16 protein-coding genes are annotated in these 17,629 nt (G+C 33.9%); 9 read left to right on the top strand and 7 right to left on the bottom strand.

All coding sequences use genetic code 11. The annotated features are described in order from the left end of the window. Positions 1 to 50: 50 nt before the first annotated feature. The 4 genes from V8G56_RS02650 to V8G56_RS02635 form a co-directional block, all read right to left on the bottom strand. A complete protein-coding gene (locus tag V8G56_RS02650) occupies positions 51 to 794 on the bottom strand; it encodes a succinate dehydrogenase/fumarate reductase iron-sulfur subunit (RefSeq protein WP_395436912.1) in 744 nt (247 codons plus the stop codon). 10 nt (positions 795 to 804) lie between these two features. Further along, the gene (locus tag V8G56_RS02645; protein WP_395436911.1) at positions 805 to 2,802 is read right to left on the bottom strand and encodes a fumarate reductase/succinate dehydrogenase flavoprotein subunit; all 1,998 of its coding nucleotides are present in this window, start codon (positions 2,800 to 2,802) and stop codon (positions 805 to 807) included. Between the two features lie 12 nt (positions 2,803 to 2,814). Continuing rightward, positions 2,815 to 3,501, bottom strand: coding sequence for a succinate dehydrogenase cytochrome b subunit (locus V8G56_RS02640; protein WP_395436910.1), 687 nt, complete (start codon positions 3,499 to 3,501; stop codon positions 2,815 to 2,817). A gap of 168 nt (positions 3,502 to 3,669) precedes the next feature. Next, the gene (locus tag V8G56_RS02635; protein WP_395436909.1) at positions 3,670 to 5,496 is read right to left on the bottom strand and encodes a T9SS type A sorting domain-containing protein; all 1,827 of its coding nucleotides are present in this window, start codon (positions 5,494 to 5,496) and stop codon (positions 3,670 to 3,672) included. A 114-nt stretch (positions 5,497 to 5,610) separates the two neighbouring features. Between V8G56_RS02635 and V8G56_RS02630 the strand changes: the two genes are divergently transcribed. Next, entirely contained in the window at positions 5,611 to 6,900 is a 1,290-nt protein-coding gene (locus tag V8G56_RS02630) for an aminopeptidase P N-terminal domain-containing protein (RefSeq protein ID WP_395436908.1), read from the top strand. 91 nt (positions 6,901 to 6,991) lie between these two features. Here V8G56_RS02630 and V8G56_RS02625 read toward each other — a convergent pair whose 3' ends face one another. Continuing rightward, positions 6,992 to 8,314, bottom strand: a complete 1,323-nt coding sequence (locus tag V8G56_RS02625) for an aspartate kinase (RefSeq protein ID WP_395436907.1) — start codon at positions 8,312 to 8,314, stop codon at positions 6,992 to 6,994. A 99-nt stretch (positions 8,315 to 8,413) separates the two neighbouring features. Between V8G56_RS02625 and V8G56_RS02620 the strand changes: the two genes are divergently transcribed. Beyond that, positions 8,414 to 9,070 carry a hypothetical protein gene (locus tag V8G56_RS02620; RefSeq protein ID WP_395436906.1) on the top strand — a complete coding sequence of 219 codons (657 nt, stop codon included), beginning with the start codon at positions 8,414 to 8,416 and terminating at the stop codon, positions 9,068 to 9,070. Here V8G56_RS02620 and brnQ read toward each other — a convergent pair. Then, positions 9,067 to 10,359: a branched-chain amino acid transport system II carrier protein gene (gene brnQ / locus V8G56_RS02615; protein WP_395436905.1), complete on the bottom strand. Its 1,293-nt coding sequence runs from the start codon at positions 10,357 to 10,359 to the stop codon at positions 9,067 to 9,069. The genes V8G56_RS02620 and brnQ overlap by 4 nt on opposite strands. Positions 10,360 to 10,394: 35 nt before the next feature. Here brnQ and V8G56_RS02610 point away from each other — a divergent pair, with 35 nt between their 5' ends. From V8G56_RS02610 to V8G56_RS02600, 3 genes are all read left to right on the top strand, one after another. After that, the gene (locus V8G56_RS02610; protein WP_395436904.1) at positions 10,395 to 11,174 is read left to right on the top strand and encodes an alpha/beta fold hydrolase; all 780 of its coding nucleotides are present in this window, start codon (positions 10,395 to 10,397) and stop codon (positions 11,172 to 11,174) included. A 59-nt stretch (positions 11,175 to 11,233) separates the two neighbouring features. Further along, positions 11,234 to 11,497 (top strand): hypothetical protein, encoded by a 264-nt coding sequence (locus V8G56_RS02605; RefSeq protein ID WP_395436903.1) that lies wholly within the window; start codon positions 11,234 to 11,236, stop codon positions 11,495 to 11,497. 82 nt (positions 11,498 to 11,579) lie between these two features. Next, entirely contained in the window at positions 11,580 to 11,828 is a 249-nt protein-coding gene (locus tag V8G56_RS02600; RefSeq protein WP_395436902.1) for a hypothetical protein, read from the top strand. Here V8G56_RS02600 and thiL read toward each other — a convergent pair. Beyond that, entirely contained in the window at positions 11,818 to 12,864 is a 1,047-nt protein-coding gene (gene thiL, locus V8G56_RS02595; RefSeq protein WP_395436901.1) for a thiamine-phosphate kinase, read from the bottom strand. The genes V8G56_RS02600 and thiL overlap by 11 nt on opposite strands. A gap of 303 nt (positions 12,865 to 13,167) precedes the next feature. Here thiL and V8G56_RS02590 point away from each other — a divergent pair, with 303 nt between their 5' ends. Genes V8G56_RS02590 through V8G56_RS02575 form a run of 4 tightly spaced genes read left to right on the top strand, consistent with a single transcriptional unit; the run spans position 13,168 to position 17,524 of the window. Further along, positions 13,168 to 14,334 carry a choice-of-anchor B family protein gene (locus tag V8G56_RS02590; RefSeq protein WP_395436900.1) on the top strand — a complete coding sequence of 389 codons (1,167 nt, stop codon included), beginning with the start codon at positions 13,168 to 13,170 and terminating at the stop codon, positions 14,332 to 14,334. A gap of 10 nt (positions 14,335 to 14,344) precedes the next feature. After that, positions 14,345 to 15,682, top strand: coding sequence for a hypothetical protein (locus tag V8G56_RS02585; RefSeq protein ID WP_395436899.1), 1,338 nt, complete (start codon positions 14,345 to 14,347; stop codon positions 15,680 to 15,682). Next, the gene (locus V8G56_RS02580) at positions 15,682 to 16,461 is read left to right on the top strand and encodes an MbnP family protein (protein ID WP_395436898.1); all 780 of its coding nucleotides are present in this window, start codon (positions 15,682 to 15,684) and stop codon (positions 16,459 to 16,461) included. The genes V8G56_RS02585 and V8G56_RS02580 overlap by 1 nt, the downstream gene beginning before the upstream one ends. Continuing rightward, positions 16,454 to 17,524, top strand: a complete 1,071-nt coding sequence (locus V8G56_RS02575; protein ID WP_395436897.1) for a cytochrome-c peroxidase — start codon at positions 16,454 to 16,456, stop codon at positions 17,522 to 17,524. The genes V8G56_RS02580 and V8G56_RS02575 overlap by 8 nt, the downstream gene beginning before the upstream one ends. Positions 17,525 to 17,629: the final 105 nt, after the last annotated feature.

Here is a 17,629-nt window from a genome sequence, read left to right as displayed (position 1 = left end):
TTAGGTGGGCTAATCTAAATAAAAAAAACATCAAGATGCATTAACAAATGTTAATATATATTGGCTTTCATTAGTTCTCGATTCATTCTGGCAATATTATCTAATGAAATCCCTTTCGGGCATTCTATTTCGCAAGCACCCGTATTGGTACAATTACCAAATCCTTCTAAGTCCATTTGAGCTACCATGTTTCTTACACGATCGGCAGCTTCAATTTGCCCTTGTGGTAATAATGCATATTGCGACACTTTAGCGCCTACAAATAACATGGCAGATGAGTTTTTACAGGTTGCTACACAGGCACCGCAACCAATGCAAGTAGCGGCATCCATTGCGGTATCCGCTGCATATTTTGAAATTAAAGTACCATTGGCATCTTGTGTATTTCCTGAAGTATTGACAGAAATAAAACCGCCGGCTTGTTGAATGCGATCAAAGGCACTTCTATCTACTATTAAATCCTTAATTACCGGAAAAGCCGCCGCACGCCAAGGTTCAATATAAATGGTATCACCATCTTTAAAACTTCTCATATGCAATTGACAAACCGTTATACTTCTATCCGGTCCGTGAGCACGTCCATTAATATACATTGAGCACATACCACAAATACCTTCACGACAATCATGATCAAATGCTATGGGCTCTTCGTTTTTATCTATAAGATCTTGATTTAATACATCAAGCATTTCAAGAAAAGACATATCTGAAGAAACATCATCAACCTTATAATCAACAAGTTTTCCTTTATCGCTTGCGTTTTTTTGACGCCAAATTTTTAATGTTAATTTCATAACCAATCTGTTATTTGTAACTTCTTTCTTTTACTTCAATATTTTCGTATTCTAATGCTTCTTTGTGTAAAACGGCATCCTTAGGTTCTCCTTTATATTCCCAGGCAGAAACATATTGAAACTCTTTTCTACGCATTGCTTCACCTTCAGGTGTTTGATATTCGTCTCTAAAATGACCTCCAGCTGATTCTTCTCTTTGTAAAGCATCTTTTGCAAATAACTCACCTAATTCTAAGAAATCGGCAACACGGCCAGCTTTAGCAAGCTCTTCATTATATTCATCGGCGCCACCAGGAACTTTAACATCTTTCCAGAACTCTTTTCTTAATTCTGCTATTTCTGTAATAGCTTCTTTTAAATCTTTTTCATTTCTTGCCATTCCACATTTATTCCACATTATTTTACCTAACTTTTTGTGGAAATAATCTACAGAATGCGTTCCCTTATTATTAACTAATGCATCGATAGTCGCTTTAACCTGTTTTTCTGCTTCTTCAAATTCTTTTGAATCCGTTGAAATTTTTCCGGTACGAATATCATGAGATAAGTAATCTCCAATGGTATAAGGCAATACAAAATAGCCATCAGCAAGTCCCTGCATTAGTGCAGAAGCCCCAAGTCTGTTAGCTCCATGATCAGAAAAATTCGCTTCTCCAATAGCGTATAATCCGGGAACCGTAGTCATTAAATTATAGTCTACCCAGATACCTCCCATAGTATAGTGTACTGCTGGATAAATCATCATTGGGGTTTCGTATGGGTTCTGATCTACGATTTTTTCATACATCTGAAACAAGTTGCCATACTTCGCTTTAATAATATCTTTACCTAATTTTGTAACAACCCCTTTATCATTTTCATCTAAGCCTTTAACATGTGCCTGTTCTTTTCCATATCGCTGAATGGCCGCTGCAAAATCTAAATAAACGGCTTCTCCTGTTTTATTGACGCCATAGCCGGCATCACAACGCTCTTTAGCGGCTCTTGAAGCGACATCTCGTGGTACTAAATTTCCAAAAGCAGGATAACGACGTTCTAAATAATAATCGCGGTCTTCTTCAGCTATCTCAACTGGTTTTAATTTACCTTCTCTAATTGCCAAAACATCTTCCATGTTTTTTGGCACCCAAATCCTGCCATCATTTCTCAAGGATTCAGACATCAGTGTTAATTTTGATTGATGGTCTCCTGAAACCGGAATACAGGTTGGGTGAATTTGTGTAAAACAAGGATTTGCAAAAAAGGCACCTCTTTTGTGTGCTTTCCAGGCAGCGGTAACATTGCTTCCCATAGCATAAGTTGACAAGTAAAACGCATTACCATAACCACCAGTTCCTAATACTACCGCATGGGCTGAATGACGTTCAATCTCTCCTGTCACCAGATTTCGCGCAATAATTCCTCTTGCTTTTCCATCAACAATCACAACATCTAACATTTCATGGCGATTGTACATTTTAATTTTACCACGACCTATTTGACGATTCATTGCTGAATAAGCACCTAACAATAATTGCTGCCCTGTTTGTCCTTTTGCATAAAAAGTTCTGGAAACTAATACCCCACCAAATGAACGGTTGTCTAATAATCCGCCATAATCACGTGCAAAAGGTACTCCTTGTGCCACACATTGATCAATGATATTGGTTGAAACTTCTGCCAATCGATAGACGTTGGCTTCACGAGAACGATAATCGCCTCCTTTTACGGTATCATAAAATAAACGGTATGTTGAATCTCCATCACCTTGATAATTCTTAGCGGCATTAATACCTCCTTGAGCTGCAATAGAGTGTGCTCTCCTTGGGGAATCTTGGAAACAAAATGATTTTACATTATAACCAAGCTCTGCCAAGGTTGCAGCTGCCGATCCACCTGCTAAACCAGTACCTACTATGATGACATCAATAAGACGTTTATTAGCTGGATTTACTAAATTGATTTTATCTTTATAATTTGTCCATTTATCTTTAATTGGACCTTCTGGTACTCTTGAATTTAAAGCCATGCGTATTTAAGATTAATGGTTAAAATGATGATAAAGTGCAATAAAAATAAATCCTAGAGGAATTATAATTGAATAGGCTTTACCTATTGATTGTAAGGTTTTCTTTCTGCCCGCAGTAATTCCAAGAGACTGGAATGCTGAGGTAAATCCATGAGCCAAATGAAGCCCAAGCAATATAAATGCAACAACATAAATAGCAACGCGAACCGGACTTATAAACTTCTCTTTAAGCTCTTCATAATAACGATATCCCGAATCTAAATTGTCTGGATCTATCAGCCCTGTCATATCGCCACCAACATATTTAATCGTGATTTCATGCACCCAGAAATCATAGAAGTGAAGACCTAAAAATGCCAGTATCACAACGCCGCTTAAAACCATATTTCTGCTCATCCATGTGGAGTTTGCAGCACCATTATTCTTAGCATAAGAAACTCCCAAGGCTTTTTTGTTTTTAATTTCCAATACAAATCCCATGATAAAATGGAATACTACACCAAAAATTAAAACTGGTTGCATAATAAATTGAACCAGCAAATTTGTTCCCATAAAATGCGAAGCCTCATTAAAACTGTCTGGACTAACAACAGATAATAAATTTATAGAAACGTGCATTACTAAGAAAAACATTAGAAAGAAAGCTGAAAGCGCCATGGCTACCTTTCTTCCAATCGAAGATTTAAAAAATCCGCTCATTTTTTTGAAGATATTTAGATACGTACAAAAATACACTTCAAGAACATTATAGACAAAAACAAAGACACTTAAATATCTATTTGGAATGATTTTAAATAATTTGTGTTCAACAAATTAAAAAGGGCCTTTTACAGGCCCCTTCTTGTTTCATTTTTGACATCAATAATATTATTCTAAAATTATTTTTTTAGTTACAAAAGCATGATCAGAATGGATATTAACCAGATACATCCCTTTTGCCATACCTGTTAGATTAATAGTGCTTGTTTCTGAAGCACCCGAAAGATTTATTTCAGAAATCAATCTGCCACTCATATCATAAACAGTGGCTTTTTGTAAATTCAAATTTAAATCATTCTTGATATAAAATGTCCCATTTGATGGGTTCGGATAAATTTTTACGGCAAGTTTAAATATATCATCTTCCACACTTAAACTACAGGGTCCAGAATAATCGGTCATAGGAGGTTTTACGCAAACAGAAGTTGAGGTACTTCTATCTTGTATATCTGTTGCACCAGCAATATCATCACTATTTAAGGCTCTTTGGTCTTCATTAAAAGAAAGCGCATAATGCATAACTGCATCCGTATCAATAACATGACCTAATTGATGCCCATGGCCTAACTCATGAAGTGCTACGGTTTCAAAATCATATTCTCCTAAAACGGTAGTTGGTCCTGGGCCAAAATTCCAATCAGTTGTCCCTCCAGCATCAAAAACAATATCTAATTCTGAAACAAACCAACTTAAATTTGGATAACTACCACAACCATTATACCAAGAATAACAAGTCCCTAAAACACCACTATCAAGTTCATTAACGTTATCAAATCTAATAACATTAGTATCGTCACTAGCTACAACATCAATTACAGTTGGAACATTTTTTATAGTCCAATTAATTTTTGTTGTACATCTCCAGGTTTCAAAAGCTCTTTCAAAAGCCGCTCTAGCTCCGGAATACTCACTGTCATTAAAAAATTGGGTTTGCATTTCCCATTCATAGCCCCCACTGGTTTGCCCGTAATGTTGCACGGGATAGGCATATGGCTTTAAAGGTCCGTTTGTAGGAGGAACATCATTTGGTTTATCATCTGGGTCATAAACAACATTAATCTCAGAATAAGAAATGGTCAAATTTCCTGAAGAAGTACCCATTGCAGATGCGGCATCAGTAACTCGAATTTTTCCTGTGCCTGCTCCAGAAGGAATTTCAACTACAATTTGGGTATTACCCCATGATACTATTTGAGTTTCTAAAGCATCTGTGTAACTACCTTTACCGCCTTCATCGGCATCAGCAAAACTCACTTTTCCCATGGTTGTCCCAAAGCCTGTTCCGTTGATAGTAAGTCTCGTTTTAGTACCCGCTGTAGCTGTAGTTGGATTAAAGTTTGAAATAATTGGCGCTAAAGCACTTTTTTGATTTAATGATCTATTCAGTTCAACCGTATTAAAAGATGAAACTTCCACATAATTATTGCCCGTAGCAGAGATGATTTCTTTATAAAAATTTAAAGAAATACCCTGCTTTTTGTTGAAAGGATTTACAGCAACATCACTATAAACATCGTACTTATAAAACCCTTGAATGGCTCCAAAAGGTTGAAACTGATTAACTAATATTTTATTTGTAGCGGCGTTATTAACATCGCTTTTCTGAAGCATAAAAACACCTACATTACCTTTATATAATTTTAAACCAGTAGACACTACTAATGCTGTGAGTTCAACCGTTCCTCCTAAAGTTATAACTTCAATAGTTGAAACAGGCGTTCCCTTAAAAACCTTATATACCTGAACCGTATTAGAAGTGTAAATTAAATTATTACTCCAAAATGATGTTTTAGATATCACTTCTCCTTCAACAACCAAGGCTGACCTATCAATCTGCTCCTTTAATGTGATCTCCCGCAGCATTACTTGAGCATATAACCCATTAAAACTGATAAAAAACAGAATGATAGTAATTGTTAATCTATTCGTTTTCATTTTCAAAATTTTAACCCAATATTAAATACCTAATAAATGGGCTTTGACCAAAGTTAAAGAATTATGAACAAAGTTTTAATAGTTTTTGTAATTTTATAGTTAAATCACAATTCAATGAAATATCATCCTATAAAACAAAGTTTATTCATTCAAAACCGAAAAAATTTTAAAGCCAAAATGCTTCCTAACAGTTTAGCTGTTTTTAATTCAAATGACATTTACCCCATTAGTGCTGATAGCACCATGCCATTTGAACAACACCGCGATATATTTTATTTAAGTGGAGTTGATCAGGAAGAAAGTGTTTTAGTTTTGTTTCCTGATTGCCCAAAAGAAAAGCATAGAGAAATTCTGTTTTTAAAAGAAACCAACGATCATATAGCCGTTTGGGAAGGTGAAAAACTAACCAAGGAAGCTGCTTTTGAAACCAGTGGCATAAAAACGGTTTATTGGCTTCAAGAAATGGAAAAAATCATGTTTGAGTTAATGACCCAATGTGATACCGTATACATCAACACTAATGAACATTACAGAGCCAACGTTCAAACAGAAACTAGAGAAGACCGTTTTACAAAATGGTTAAAGAATAAATATCCTGCTCATGCCGTTGCGAAAAGCAACCCCATATTACAGCGTTTAAGATCTGTAAAAAATCAGATTGAACTGGACTTAATGCAACAAGCTTGTGACATTACTGAAAAAGGTTTTCGACGTGTTTTAAATTTCACAAAACCGGGTGTTTGGGAATATGAAATTGAAGCTGAATTTATGCATGAATTTTTAAGAAACAGATCTAAAAAATTTGCATATACCCCTATTATTGCCTCTGGAAATAATGCCAACGTACTCCATTATGTTGAGAATAATCAACAATGTAAAAAAGGCGATTTAATTTTATTAGATGTCGGTGCAGAGTATGCAAACTATTCCAGTGATATGACCAGAACCATACCTGTTTCTGGAAAATTTTCAGATAGGCAAAAGGCGGTTTATAATGCTGTAAATCGCGTAAAAAATGAGGCTACAAAAATGCTGGTACCCGGCACAGATTGGGCTTCTTATCATGTGGAAGTTGGAAAACTTATGACCTCTGAATTATTAGGTCTTAAACTATTGGATAAAGCCGATGTGAAAAATGAAAATCCTGATTGGCCAGCCTACAAAAAGTACTTTATGCATGGTACTTCTCACCATATGGGATTAGATACGCATGATTATGGTATTTTAACTGAACCCATGAAAGCCAATATGGTGTTTACTGTGGAGCCGGGAATTTATATTCCGGCAGAAGGATTTGGAATTCGTTTAGAAGATGATGTCGTTATTCAAAAAACAGGAGAACCTTTTAATTTAATGCGCAACATCCCTATTGAAGTGGAAGAAATTGAAGACCTTATGAATTAATCTGGTTTTATAGTCAACAATTAATTAAAAATAAAAAAAGGGTCATTTAAAATGACCCTTTTTGCTAACCTGACTAAATTAAATTTTACCCTTAAACAGTGACCAATTCAAATAAATAATTATTTAGTTTACCTAGCGTATTAATTTTATCATTAGAATTGACTAATAGTGAAATATTATTTCTGCTTCCGCCATAAGAAATCATCCTGATTTTAACGTCTTGTAAAATCTGAAATAATTTATAGGTATCCTGATGGTTTACAATAGAGTGTCCCACCAGACAAATAATGGTTTGGTTTTTATCAACCTCAACAGCTGAAAACTTTTCAAGAGCCGTAATAATTTTGTCTAAATTTCTGTCGTCATCAATGGTCAGTGAAATAGCCACTTCAGAAGTCGTAATCATATCTATAGCTGTTTCATAAACTTCAAATATTTCAAATACCTTTCTTAAAAAACCATGTGCCAAGAGCATACGCCCGGATTTTATTTTGATAGCAGTAATATTATCTTTTGCCGCAATTGCTTTTACCCCATTTTCACTATGACTTTCATTGATCAAGGTGCCGTATGCTTCAGGATTCATAGTATTTTTTAAACGCACAGGAATGTTTAGTTCTCTCACCGGAGTTACCGTTTGTGGGTGCAAAATTTTTGCTCCAAAATAGGCTAATTCAGCGGCTTCATCAAAGGACAAATTTGAAATAGGTCTGGTGTTTTCAACATATCTTGGATCGTTGTTATGCATTCCATCTATGTCTGTCCAAATTTCAACTTCTTCAGCCTTTATTACCGCCCCAATAATTGTAGCTGTATAATCACTGCCCCCACGTTGCAAATTTGAAATATTTCCGTCTTCATCTAAACAAATAAACCCTTGTGTAATATAAATTGGTGCTTCAGGCGTTTCTTTAAAAAGAATATCTAAATCTTGTTTAATATAAAACAGATCTGGCTCATTATTTTTATCAATTCGCATAAAACTTAAAGCCGGAAGTAAAGCAGATTTTATGCCTTCTTGCTTTAGGTAATTATGAAACATATATGTAGAGAGAAGTTCGCCTTGGGCTACTATATTGTTTTCTAAGTTAAGTGAATATTCTTGATAGGTGCATTCCACCAAAAAGTTAAAAATCTCAGTGATATAATTTTTAACATCTGCATTTAAAGACTCATCACCAAGTAATTTATCAATAGTGTTAAAATATGTTTCATGTAATTTATTGATCTTTTCAACAGCCTCATTAGGCATGTTGTTGGAAATATTACTAGCTATTGCTACTAAAGTATTTGTGGTTCCGGACATAGCTGACAAAACCACAATTTTTTTCTTTCCATCATTAATAATGTTTTTAACATTACTCATGTTTTCAACGGATCCTACCGAAGTTCCTCCAAACTTTAATACTTTCATTTTTTATTAATTTATGGAACGAAAGTAGACTAGATAACTCTAAATAAGATATTTATTAAAAAAAAAGATTATTTTTGCACAAATTGTTAAATATTTAACATGAAAACAGTGTCCAATTGTGTCGAAGATATTTTAATCGCCCAACCTTACTTAGAAGAGGCGCTCTCAAGAAATATTATAAACTTTAGTGCTTTAGCCATTGAATTGACTGAGCCAATAAGTAAGATGTTGAAAAAGGAGGTAAAGCCAGGGGCTATTATGATGGCTTTACGCCGTTATAATCCGCCGGTTGCATTAACCAATTCAATTAAAATGAAAAAGGTGATTCAGAATTTGGGAGATATTACTGTGAGGTCAAACTTAACTGATTTTACAGTAAAAAATTCTGAGACTTTAATTCATAATCACGCCCAATTATTGCAGAAAATTAACGAAGAATCTAAACTGTTTTACACATTTACAAGAGGTATTCATGAAAGCAATATTATAGTGTCAAGTAGTTTGAACGATTATGTGAATACACATTTTAAAAATGAAATTTTTATTGCGATTCAAGAAGGTTTAACAGCCATTAGTATAAGCTTACCTGAAGACAATTCAAAAATAGCCGGATTATATTATCACTTTTTTAAACGCTTAGCCTGGGAAGGTGTTGTACTTTACGAGGTTATTTCAACAACTAATGAATTTACCATTTTGGTTGAAGAAGAATATGTTGACAATGCCTTTTTAGCAATAAAACGATTCAAAAATTAAGTTTGTAATCTTTTATTATGTGTTAATTTTTGAAAAATATTCACTAAAATAAAAGTTGTTAAAGCGGGTAAAACCCATCCTAAATTTTGTTGAGCGAAAGGAATCATTTTTATAATAGGTTCCAGTTTTTCAATAGGCATAATAAAATTCAAAAAATCAGGAATACTAAACATAAAAGTTACAACAACCACCCACCTAAAAACCAATTGAGTAGCATATGTTTCTGAAATCGCATTCAATAATATAAGGACTATACAAAGCGGATAAATAAGCATTAAAGATGGCAACGCCACTTTAATAATATAGGACACTTCAAATTGACCAACCAGTATTCCCACGATACAACAAACTATTGTTGTTATGACATAGGCTGTTTTAGAGTCTTTAAAAAGGGCTTTAAAAAAATCTGCGGTACTCATAATAATACCCACCGCAGTTGTAAAACAAGCTAATCCAACCAAAACACTTAAAAAAACAGCACCCATATTACCTAAAGTTTTTGAAGCTAAACCTGCAAGTAAATTAGTCCTTGAAATATCAACTGGAAACTCTGAATTGTACAAAGCACCTAAAGCAATCAAACCAGCATAAATAATGAATAACCCAACCATAGCTATCAGTCCGGATTTTGCAATCATTATCTTTTTATCTTTAAAAGACATGGCATCATTAAAATTGTTTATTGAAATGATCACAATACCTCCCATAACCATTCCTGCAATGGCATCGTAGGTTTGATAGCCTTCCAATAACCCACTAACTAAAGGCGTATCTAAATTTGATATGTTCATTGGGCTTACGTTTACAGAAACACCAACCACAATAATAGCCAGTAATATGAGTACAATAATGGGCGTTAAATATTTGCCCAGTATTTCTAAAGCATTATTTCTGTTAATTACAAAAACAAAAGCCAGTGAAAAATAAATAAAGCTGGTAGTTAATGAACTTGTATTAAAGAATGGTGCAATGGCAATTTCATGGGTCACTGCAGCGGTACGAGGACATGGTAATGCAATAATTATCACATAAATACAAAGACAAAATATTAAACTAAACAAAGGCGACACCTTGTTACCAAAAGCCAACATGGTACCTTGTAATTTAGCATGTCCAAATAAAGCTAATAGCGGAATAATAGTCGCTGATATGATAAACCCAATGGTAACTAACCACCAATCAGGCCCAGAATTAAAACCCAATAAAGGTGGCAAAATTAAATTTCCTGCACCAAAAAATCCGGCAAATAAAGCAAATCCAAATACAAAAGTTTGTTTAGTTTTATTCATTATTCAATGATATCTTTGACTAATATAGTTTAAATATGATTTTACAACACAAAGGCATAAACATTTTTTACACTGACAAGGGTACGGGTGTTCCGGTAGTTTTGCTTCATGGCTTTTTAGAAAACTCCACTATGTGGGACGCTTTTATACCCGTCCTTTCAAAAAAAAACAGAATTATCTGTATTGATTTACTGGGTCATGGCCAAACAGACTGTTTAGGATATATTCATTCAATGGAATTAATGGCTGAAATTGTTAAGGCGGTCCTAAATCATTTAAACATTAGTCAGACCATTCTAATTGGGCATTCAATGGGCGGTTATGTGGCACTCGCTTTTGCTGAGAACAATCCAAAAAATGTTATTGGTCTTTGTTTAATGAATTCAACTGCAAATGCAGATAGCAGTGAACGCAAAAAAAATAGAGATAGAGCCATTATCGCTGTCAAACAAAATCATAAAACCTTTGTAAGAATAGCGGTTGTCAATTTATTTAGACCTAAAAACAGAAAGATTTTTGCTAATCAAATTAAACTTATAAAAGAACAGGCTTTAAAAATACCCGTTCAGGGTATAGTCGCTGCTCTGGAAGGCATGAAAATCAGAAAAGACAGAGAACAATTTTTTAAAAATGCTGCTTTTGAAAAATTAATGATTATAAGCAAGAAAGATCCTGTTTTAGCTTTTAAATCTCTTATTAAGCAAACGAAAAACTCCAATATAAAAGTAGTAGAATTTCCTGACGGACATATGAGTCATGTTGAAAACGAAACCTTATTCTTACGTACAATTGTGCATTTCATCGAAAAAATATAGCTTTTCGTCGTTTTATTCATTTTTTGTTTTATATTTATACTGTTCTAAATCTGAAACTTATGGAAAAAGCTACTAAAAAGACCTCATTCCTTCCAAATGTATACTGCAATGTCTTTGGTCATGATTTTGAGGTAACCAAAAAAGTCACCTATTACGTAAAAGAATATACTTGTACGCATTGTAAAAAACAGTTGACCACTAACGGAAATGGACACCTAATTGAACTAACCCCAAAATTTAAAGAAATAAATACCATTTTAGAGCGAATTCACAACGTGAGAATTCAACGTTCAAAGGAAAAATTAATCACTTCATCGATTTAATAACCCTATGTTAAAATCATAAAAAACGTTTTTATATCTTAACAGTCTCTCACTGATTAATTAAGGCAAAACATTTTTTTTGATGAAACATCTTCACTGCAAGGTCTTTGGTCATGATTTTAAAGTTACCAGAAAAGTAACCTATCATGTAAAGGAATATACCTGTAAAAATTGCAAAAAGCAATTAACTACCAATGGCAATGGCCATTTAATTGAACTTTCTCCTAAGTTTAAAGAAATAAACGACGTTTTAGAACGTATCCATGAAAAAAGGAACAAAAAATTAATGGAGAAAAACCCCTTTAAAAACTTATTAGTTTTTAAGCATTAAAATTTTTCCAGCCTTGGGCTTTTATTGGAATTTTAGTTTCGGCTCGTGTAACTAAATGTATTCCCGATTCTTTTTCTTTGATAAAACCAATCACTGTTAAACTAGGATTTGCTTTTATTTTAGGAAAATCTTCCTGTGAAACAGTTAATAACAACTCATAATCTTCACCACCATTTAAGGCCACAGTAGTGCTATCAATATTAAATTCCTCACAAGTAGAAATAACCACAGGATCTAAAGGTAATTTTTCTTCAAACAAATCGCAGCCTACTTCACTTTGTTTACAAATATGCATTATTTCAGAAGATAAGCCATCACTAATATCAATCATGGATGTAGGTTTAACATCTAAATCCTTTAATAATTTAATGATATCCTTTCTAGCTTCTGGCTTTAATTGACGCTCTATAATATAACTGTAAGGTTCTAAATCTGGTTGATTATTAGGGTTTACTTTATAAACTTCCTTCTCTCTTTCTAAAATTTGCAATCCTAAATAGGCGCCCCCTAAATCTCCCGAAACAACCAGCAAATCATTTGGTTTAGCACCATGTCTGTAAACTTCATTGTCGCCATCAATAGTTCCAATAGCCGTAATTGAAATTAACAAACCCGTTGTTGATGAGGTAGTATCTCCTCCAACTACATCAATATTATAAATAGAAGCAGCAGTTTCAATTCCTGCATAAAGTTCTTCTAAAGCTTCCAAAGGAAACCGGTTTGAAACTGCAATAGACACCGTAATCTGTGTTGGGGTCGCATTCATTGCACAAACATCAGATAAATTAACAACAACAGATTTATAACCTAAATGCTTTAAAGGCATATAACTCAAATCAAAATGAACACCTTCCACTAATAAATCAGTAGTAACTACTATTTTGTTGTCTTTAAAATCCAATACAGCGGCATCATCACCAATACCTTTAATAGTGGACTTATGATTCATTTTAAAATTCTTAGTTAAATGATCTATTAATCCAAATTCTCCTAAATCACTTAATTCAGTTCGTTGTATATTTTTATCTTCTATCATGCTGCAAAAATAACAACCTTATTTTGATAATTCAACATTAGTATCATAATAACACTTTTGAACTTTAACATAAAAACAATTAGAAAACCCACTTTATAATTTATATTGTTCACTTGTTATAATTTTCACCACTTATATAATAAAACTAAGCATACAATAGTTTTATACAGTGAATTCAAAAAAACTATGAGAAATTTATTTAAACCTTTTTTTTCAAAATCAATAAATTACTTTTCTTTCTTACTTTTCTTATGTCTTCTTGCAATTGCATTTCAAAATTGCTCTGACGAAAAGGTTGAAAGTTTGCTAATTGCAGACAGTGATAATGTTGATTCTGCTGTAGCTCTTGCCTATTGCGACAACGGATTTGCTGATATTTTCCCGTGTAATGACTATGATTTAATGGCCTGGATCCCTTTAAATACATTCGGAGTTACTGCAGGAAACGATTGCTGGGGATGGACAGATTCTGCAACTGGAAAAGAATATGCATTAATGGGAACAAATTCCAGCACTGCCTTTGTAGATATTACTGACACTGAAAACCCTGTTTATTTAGGAAAACTTCCAACAGCTTCAGTAAATAGTTCCTGGCGTGATATTAAAATTTATAATGATTACGCTTTTATCATTGCCGATAATGCTGGAAATCATGGTATGCAAGTGTTTGATTTAACTCGTTTACGCAATATATCCAATCCTCCTGAAACCTTTAATTCAGATGGTAATTATTCTGGTTTTGGAAGTGCTCATAATATTGTAATTAATGAATCTACAGGGTATGCCTATATCGTGGGAACCACTAAAAGCGGCCCGTTTACTGGTGCTACCTTATTCATTAATATTCAAGATCCAGCAAATCCAGTCTATGAAGGTAATTTTCAAATTGGCGGTTATTCACATGACGCGCAAGTTGTGACCTATAATGGGGCTGATACAGACTATACTGGTCGTGAAATTTTAATTGGAAGTAATGAAAACGCGGTGATAATTGCCGATGTTACAGATAAAGCCAACCCAACAATTATTAGCACAGTAAATTATAGTAATACAGGGTATACACATCAAGGGTGGTTAACGGCAGATATGAAATATTTCATACTTGGTGACGAAGTTGATGAACTTTCTTTTGGTAATAATACCAGAACCGTAATCTTTGATTTTACGGATTTAGATAATCCAACTTATGGTTTTGATTATTCTGGGCCTACACTAGCCATAGATCATAATGGATATGTAAAAAATAACACTTTTTATCTTGCTAATTATAGAGCCGGAGTGCGAATCATTGATATCGCTCAAATAGAAAATAAATCAATGAATGAAATTGGTTATTTTGATTCGTATCCAGAAAACAACAATGCTGCCTTTGATGGTGCATGGAGTGTATTTCCGTTTTTTGAAAGTGGCAATATTATCATTAGTGATATTAATAGAGGCCTTTTTGTGATAAGAAAAAGTGGCACTTAATTAAAAGATCATGTTCCTTCAAAATATAAAAGTTCTCATATTTAAACTCTTTTTTCTTTCATTGCTATGGAGTTGTTCGTCAATTAATGAAACGCCTCCAAACAATCCAATACAGATAGAATTTATTAAAACTTTTGGAGGTTCAAATAATGAAAGCGCCAAATCTATTACCAAAACTTCTGATCGTGGTTATGCCATTTTAGGATATACACAAAGTATGGATGGTGATGTTATTAATAAGGTAAATAACTCTTATGATTACTGGCTTCTAAAGTTTGACCAAAACAATAATTTACAATGGCAGAAAACTTATGGTGGTTCAGGAGATGACCGCGGTAATGAGGTCATTCAAACAACTGACGGAGGGTATGCCATATTAGGATATAGTCAAAGTAATGATGGTGACATGAGTGAAAATTTTGGGTTTAGTGACTATTGGGTATCAAAACTAGATGCTTCAGGTAATATCCTTTGGAAAAAATCTTTGGGTTATGCCGGAACTGATACCGGTATTTCTATAATAGAAACCAATGACCTGGGTTTTCTGTTGACCGGAGTTCTTGACGTGACCGCTTCAGAGGGCAATGGGAATAGTAAAAACACCAAAATTAATCACGCTGGAGGAGATTACTGGGTGATTAAATTAAATATATCAGGTGAAAAACAATGGAGTAAATATTATGGTGGATCCTTTACAGACACGCCTTATGATGTCATTCAAACTGAAGATAATGGCTATATCATTGTAGGCTCCTCTGATAGTGCAGATGTTGATATTTCCAGTAACCAAGGCACTTATGATTTCTGGGTCATCAAGATTGATAACACCGGCACATTGGTTTGGGAAAAATCATTTGGAGGATCAGAAATAGATGAAGCTTTCAGCATCGTTAAATCATCTGATGGTAATTATATTATAGTGGGTGATACCAGAAGTAATGATAAAGACATTTCACAAAACAATGGGGCTTCAGATTTATGGGTTGTTAAAATAACCCCTTCAGGAAATTTACTCTGGGAAAAAACATTTGGAGGAACCAGCTTTGATGCAGGACGCTCAATTTCAAATACCTCAGACAATGGTTTTTTAATATCTGGCAGTTCCAGAAGTATGGATGGTGATTTAACTACCAATCAAGGACAAAATGACGTTTGGGTCTTAAAAATAGATTTTAATGGAAGTCTCCTTTGGCAAAAGTCTTTCGGTGGAAGCAACATTGATTTTGCCTATGGCGCCCTAGAACTTGAGGACAATAGTTTTATTATTATTGGTGAATCAAGCAGTGCAGACAAAGATATTCCAGAAAACAAAGGGTTTACAGATTTAATAATTGCTAAATTAAAATAATGAAAAAATTAATTGCTGTTTCCTTTTTTATGATCGCACTATTGGCATGTCAATCAGATGATCAAGCAATAAAATCTGAAGCAACTATCAGTTTTAATTTTAGTCATAATTGGGATGGAACAATGGTTTCAAATTCAGATTTCAACAACATACAATACACCAATGCCCATGGAGACATTTTAAGCATTGAAAGACTGAGATATCTCATTTCAAAAATCACCTTTCACAAATCAAATGGAGAAAAAATAGTCCTGGACGGATATAACTTAGTGGATGTTACCAATGGAACTCATTTGTCATTTTCTTCAAAGACAACCATACCAACAGGTAATTACAGTAATGTCTCTTTTCTTTTTGGTTTTGATAATGAAGACAATATAAGTGGTGCCTATCCCGATTTAAATTCTGCTTCCTGGAATGTTCCAGAAATGCTAGGTGGCGGCTATCACTTTATGCAATTAGAAGGGAAGTATATCAATGAACAGAGTGAAGAAATTGGGTATGCCTATCATGCTATTAGAGCCGTAGATAATTCAGACCCTGATAATTTAATTTTTCAAGATACTTTCATAGAGGTTAATTTAGGTTCAGTTATGATTTCCAATGATACCTCATTTAATATTGAAATGAATATAGCCGAATGGTTTAAAAACCCAAACACATGGGATTTAAACCTTTTATACAACTCATTAATGCCAAATTTTAATGCACAAGTGATGATGTATGAAAATGGTAAAAATGCATTTAGTTTAGAATCTGTTAGCCCTGAAAATGATTAAAAAAAAGGTTTTACATATTGTCTTTTTATTTCTAATAGTGTCATGTACTAATGAAACCGTTGAAAAGTTTATTTATGAGCCAACCCCGGCACCTTTAAATATTCCACTTCTTTTTGAACAAAACATTTTAGCTCCCATAATTCCTTTTAATAATCCTCAAACTGTTGAAGGCATTGCTTTAGGGAAAAAATTGTTTTTTGATCCAATTTTATCGGCTAATAATACACGGGCCTGTGCAGATTGCCACACACCAGAAAAGGCCTTTACGGATGCGAATCGTTTTAGTGAAGGTATTGATGGGATTTTGGGACACAGAAACTCTATGCCTCTTTTTAATCTCGCATGGAATTATGATGAAAATTTCTTTTGGGACGGCCGTGTTTTTAGTTTAGAGCATCAGGCCTTTGAGCCTGTTACAAACCCTATTGAAATGCATAATACCTGGAAAAAAGTAGTAGAAAAATTACAAGCCCATCAGGATTATCCCAAATTATTTAATGAAGCCTTTGGACCTTCAGCTATAGACTCAACTTTGGTCACCAAGGCCATTGCACAATTTGAAAGAACTTTAATTTCTGCAAACTCAAAATTCGATAAATATCTTTTGGAAGAAGGAGTATTAACAACCCAAGAACTGAATGGGTTTAATGTTTTTATGGATGAAACAAAAGGAGATTGTTTTCATTGCCATGGTAATGCCAACAATCCTTTATGGACAGATAATTTATTCCATAATAATGGTCTGGATGCAGTTATTACTGATTTGGGTTTAGGAAAAGTGACTGGTGATCCGGCTGATAACGGCAAGTTCAGATCACCTTCATTGCGCAACCTTGCTTTTACTGCACCCTATATGCATGATGGCAGATTTACAACCCTCGAAGAAGTTATCAGTCACTACAGTGAAGGATTACAAAACTCTCCTACTATTGACCCCTTAATGAAAAAGGTTTCTCAAGGAGGTGTCAATTTAACTGAGGAAGATAAAACGGATTTAAAAGCCTTCTTATTATCACTTTCTGACGAAACATTTATATCTAATCCTGCCTTCTTAAATCAATAAGAAAAACTTATAAAAGCATATGCTAATATAATGTTAGAATGTATGGAAATCCATAACTTATATTGTATATTTGTAGCTTATTTAGAAACTGTCTTAATAATGGTG

This window comes from Gaetbulibacter aquiaggeris, from assembly GCF_044003965.1.
Classification (GTDB): Bacteria; Bacteroidota; Bacteroidia; order Flavobacteriales; family Flavobacteriaceae; genus Yeosuana; species Yeosuana aquiaggeris.
Note: the sequence above shows the minus strand (reverse complement) of the source record. Positions and strands in the feature narration are given on the sequence as shown.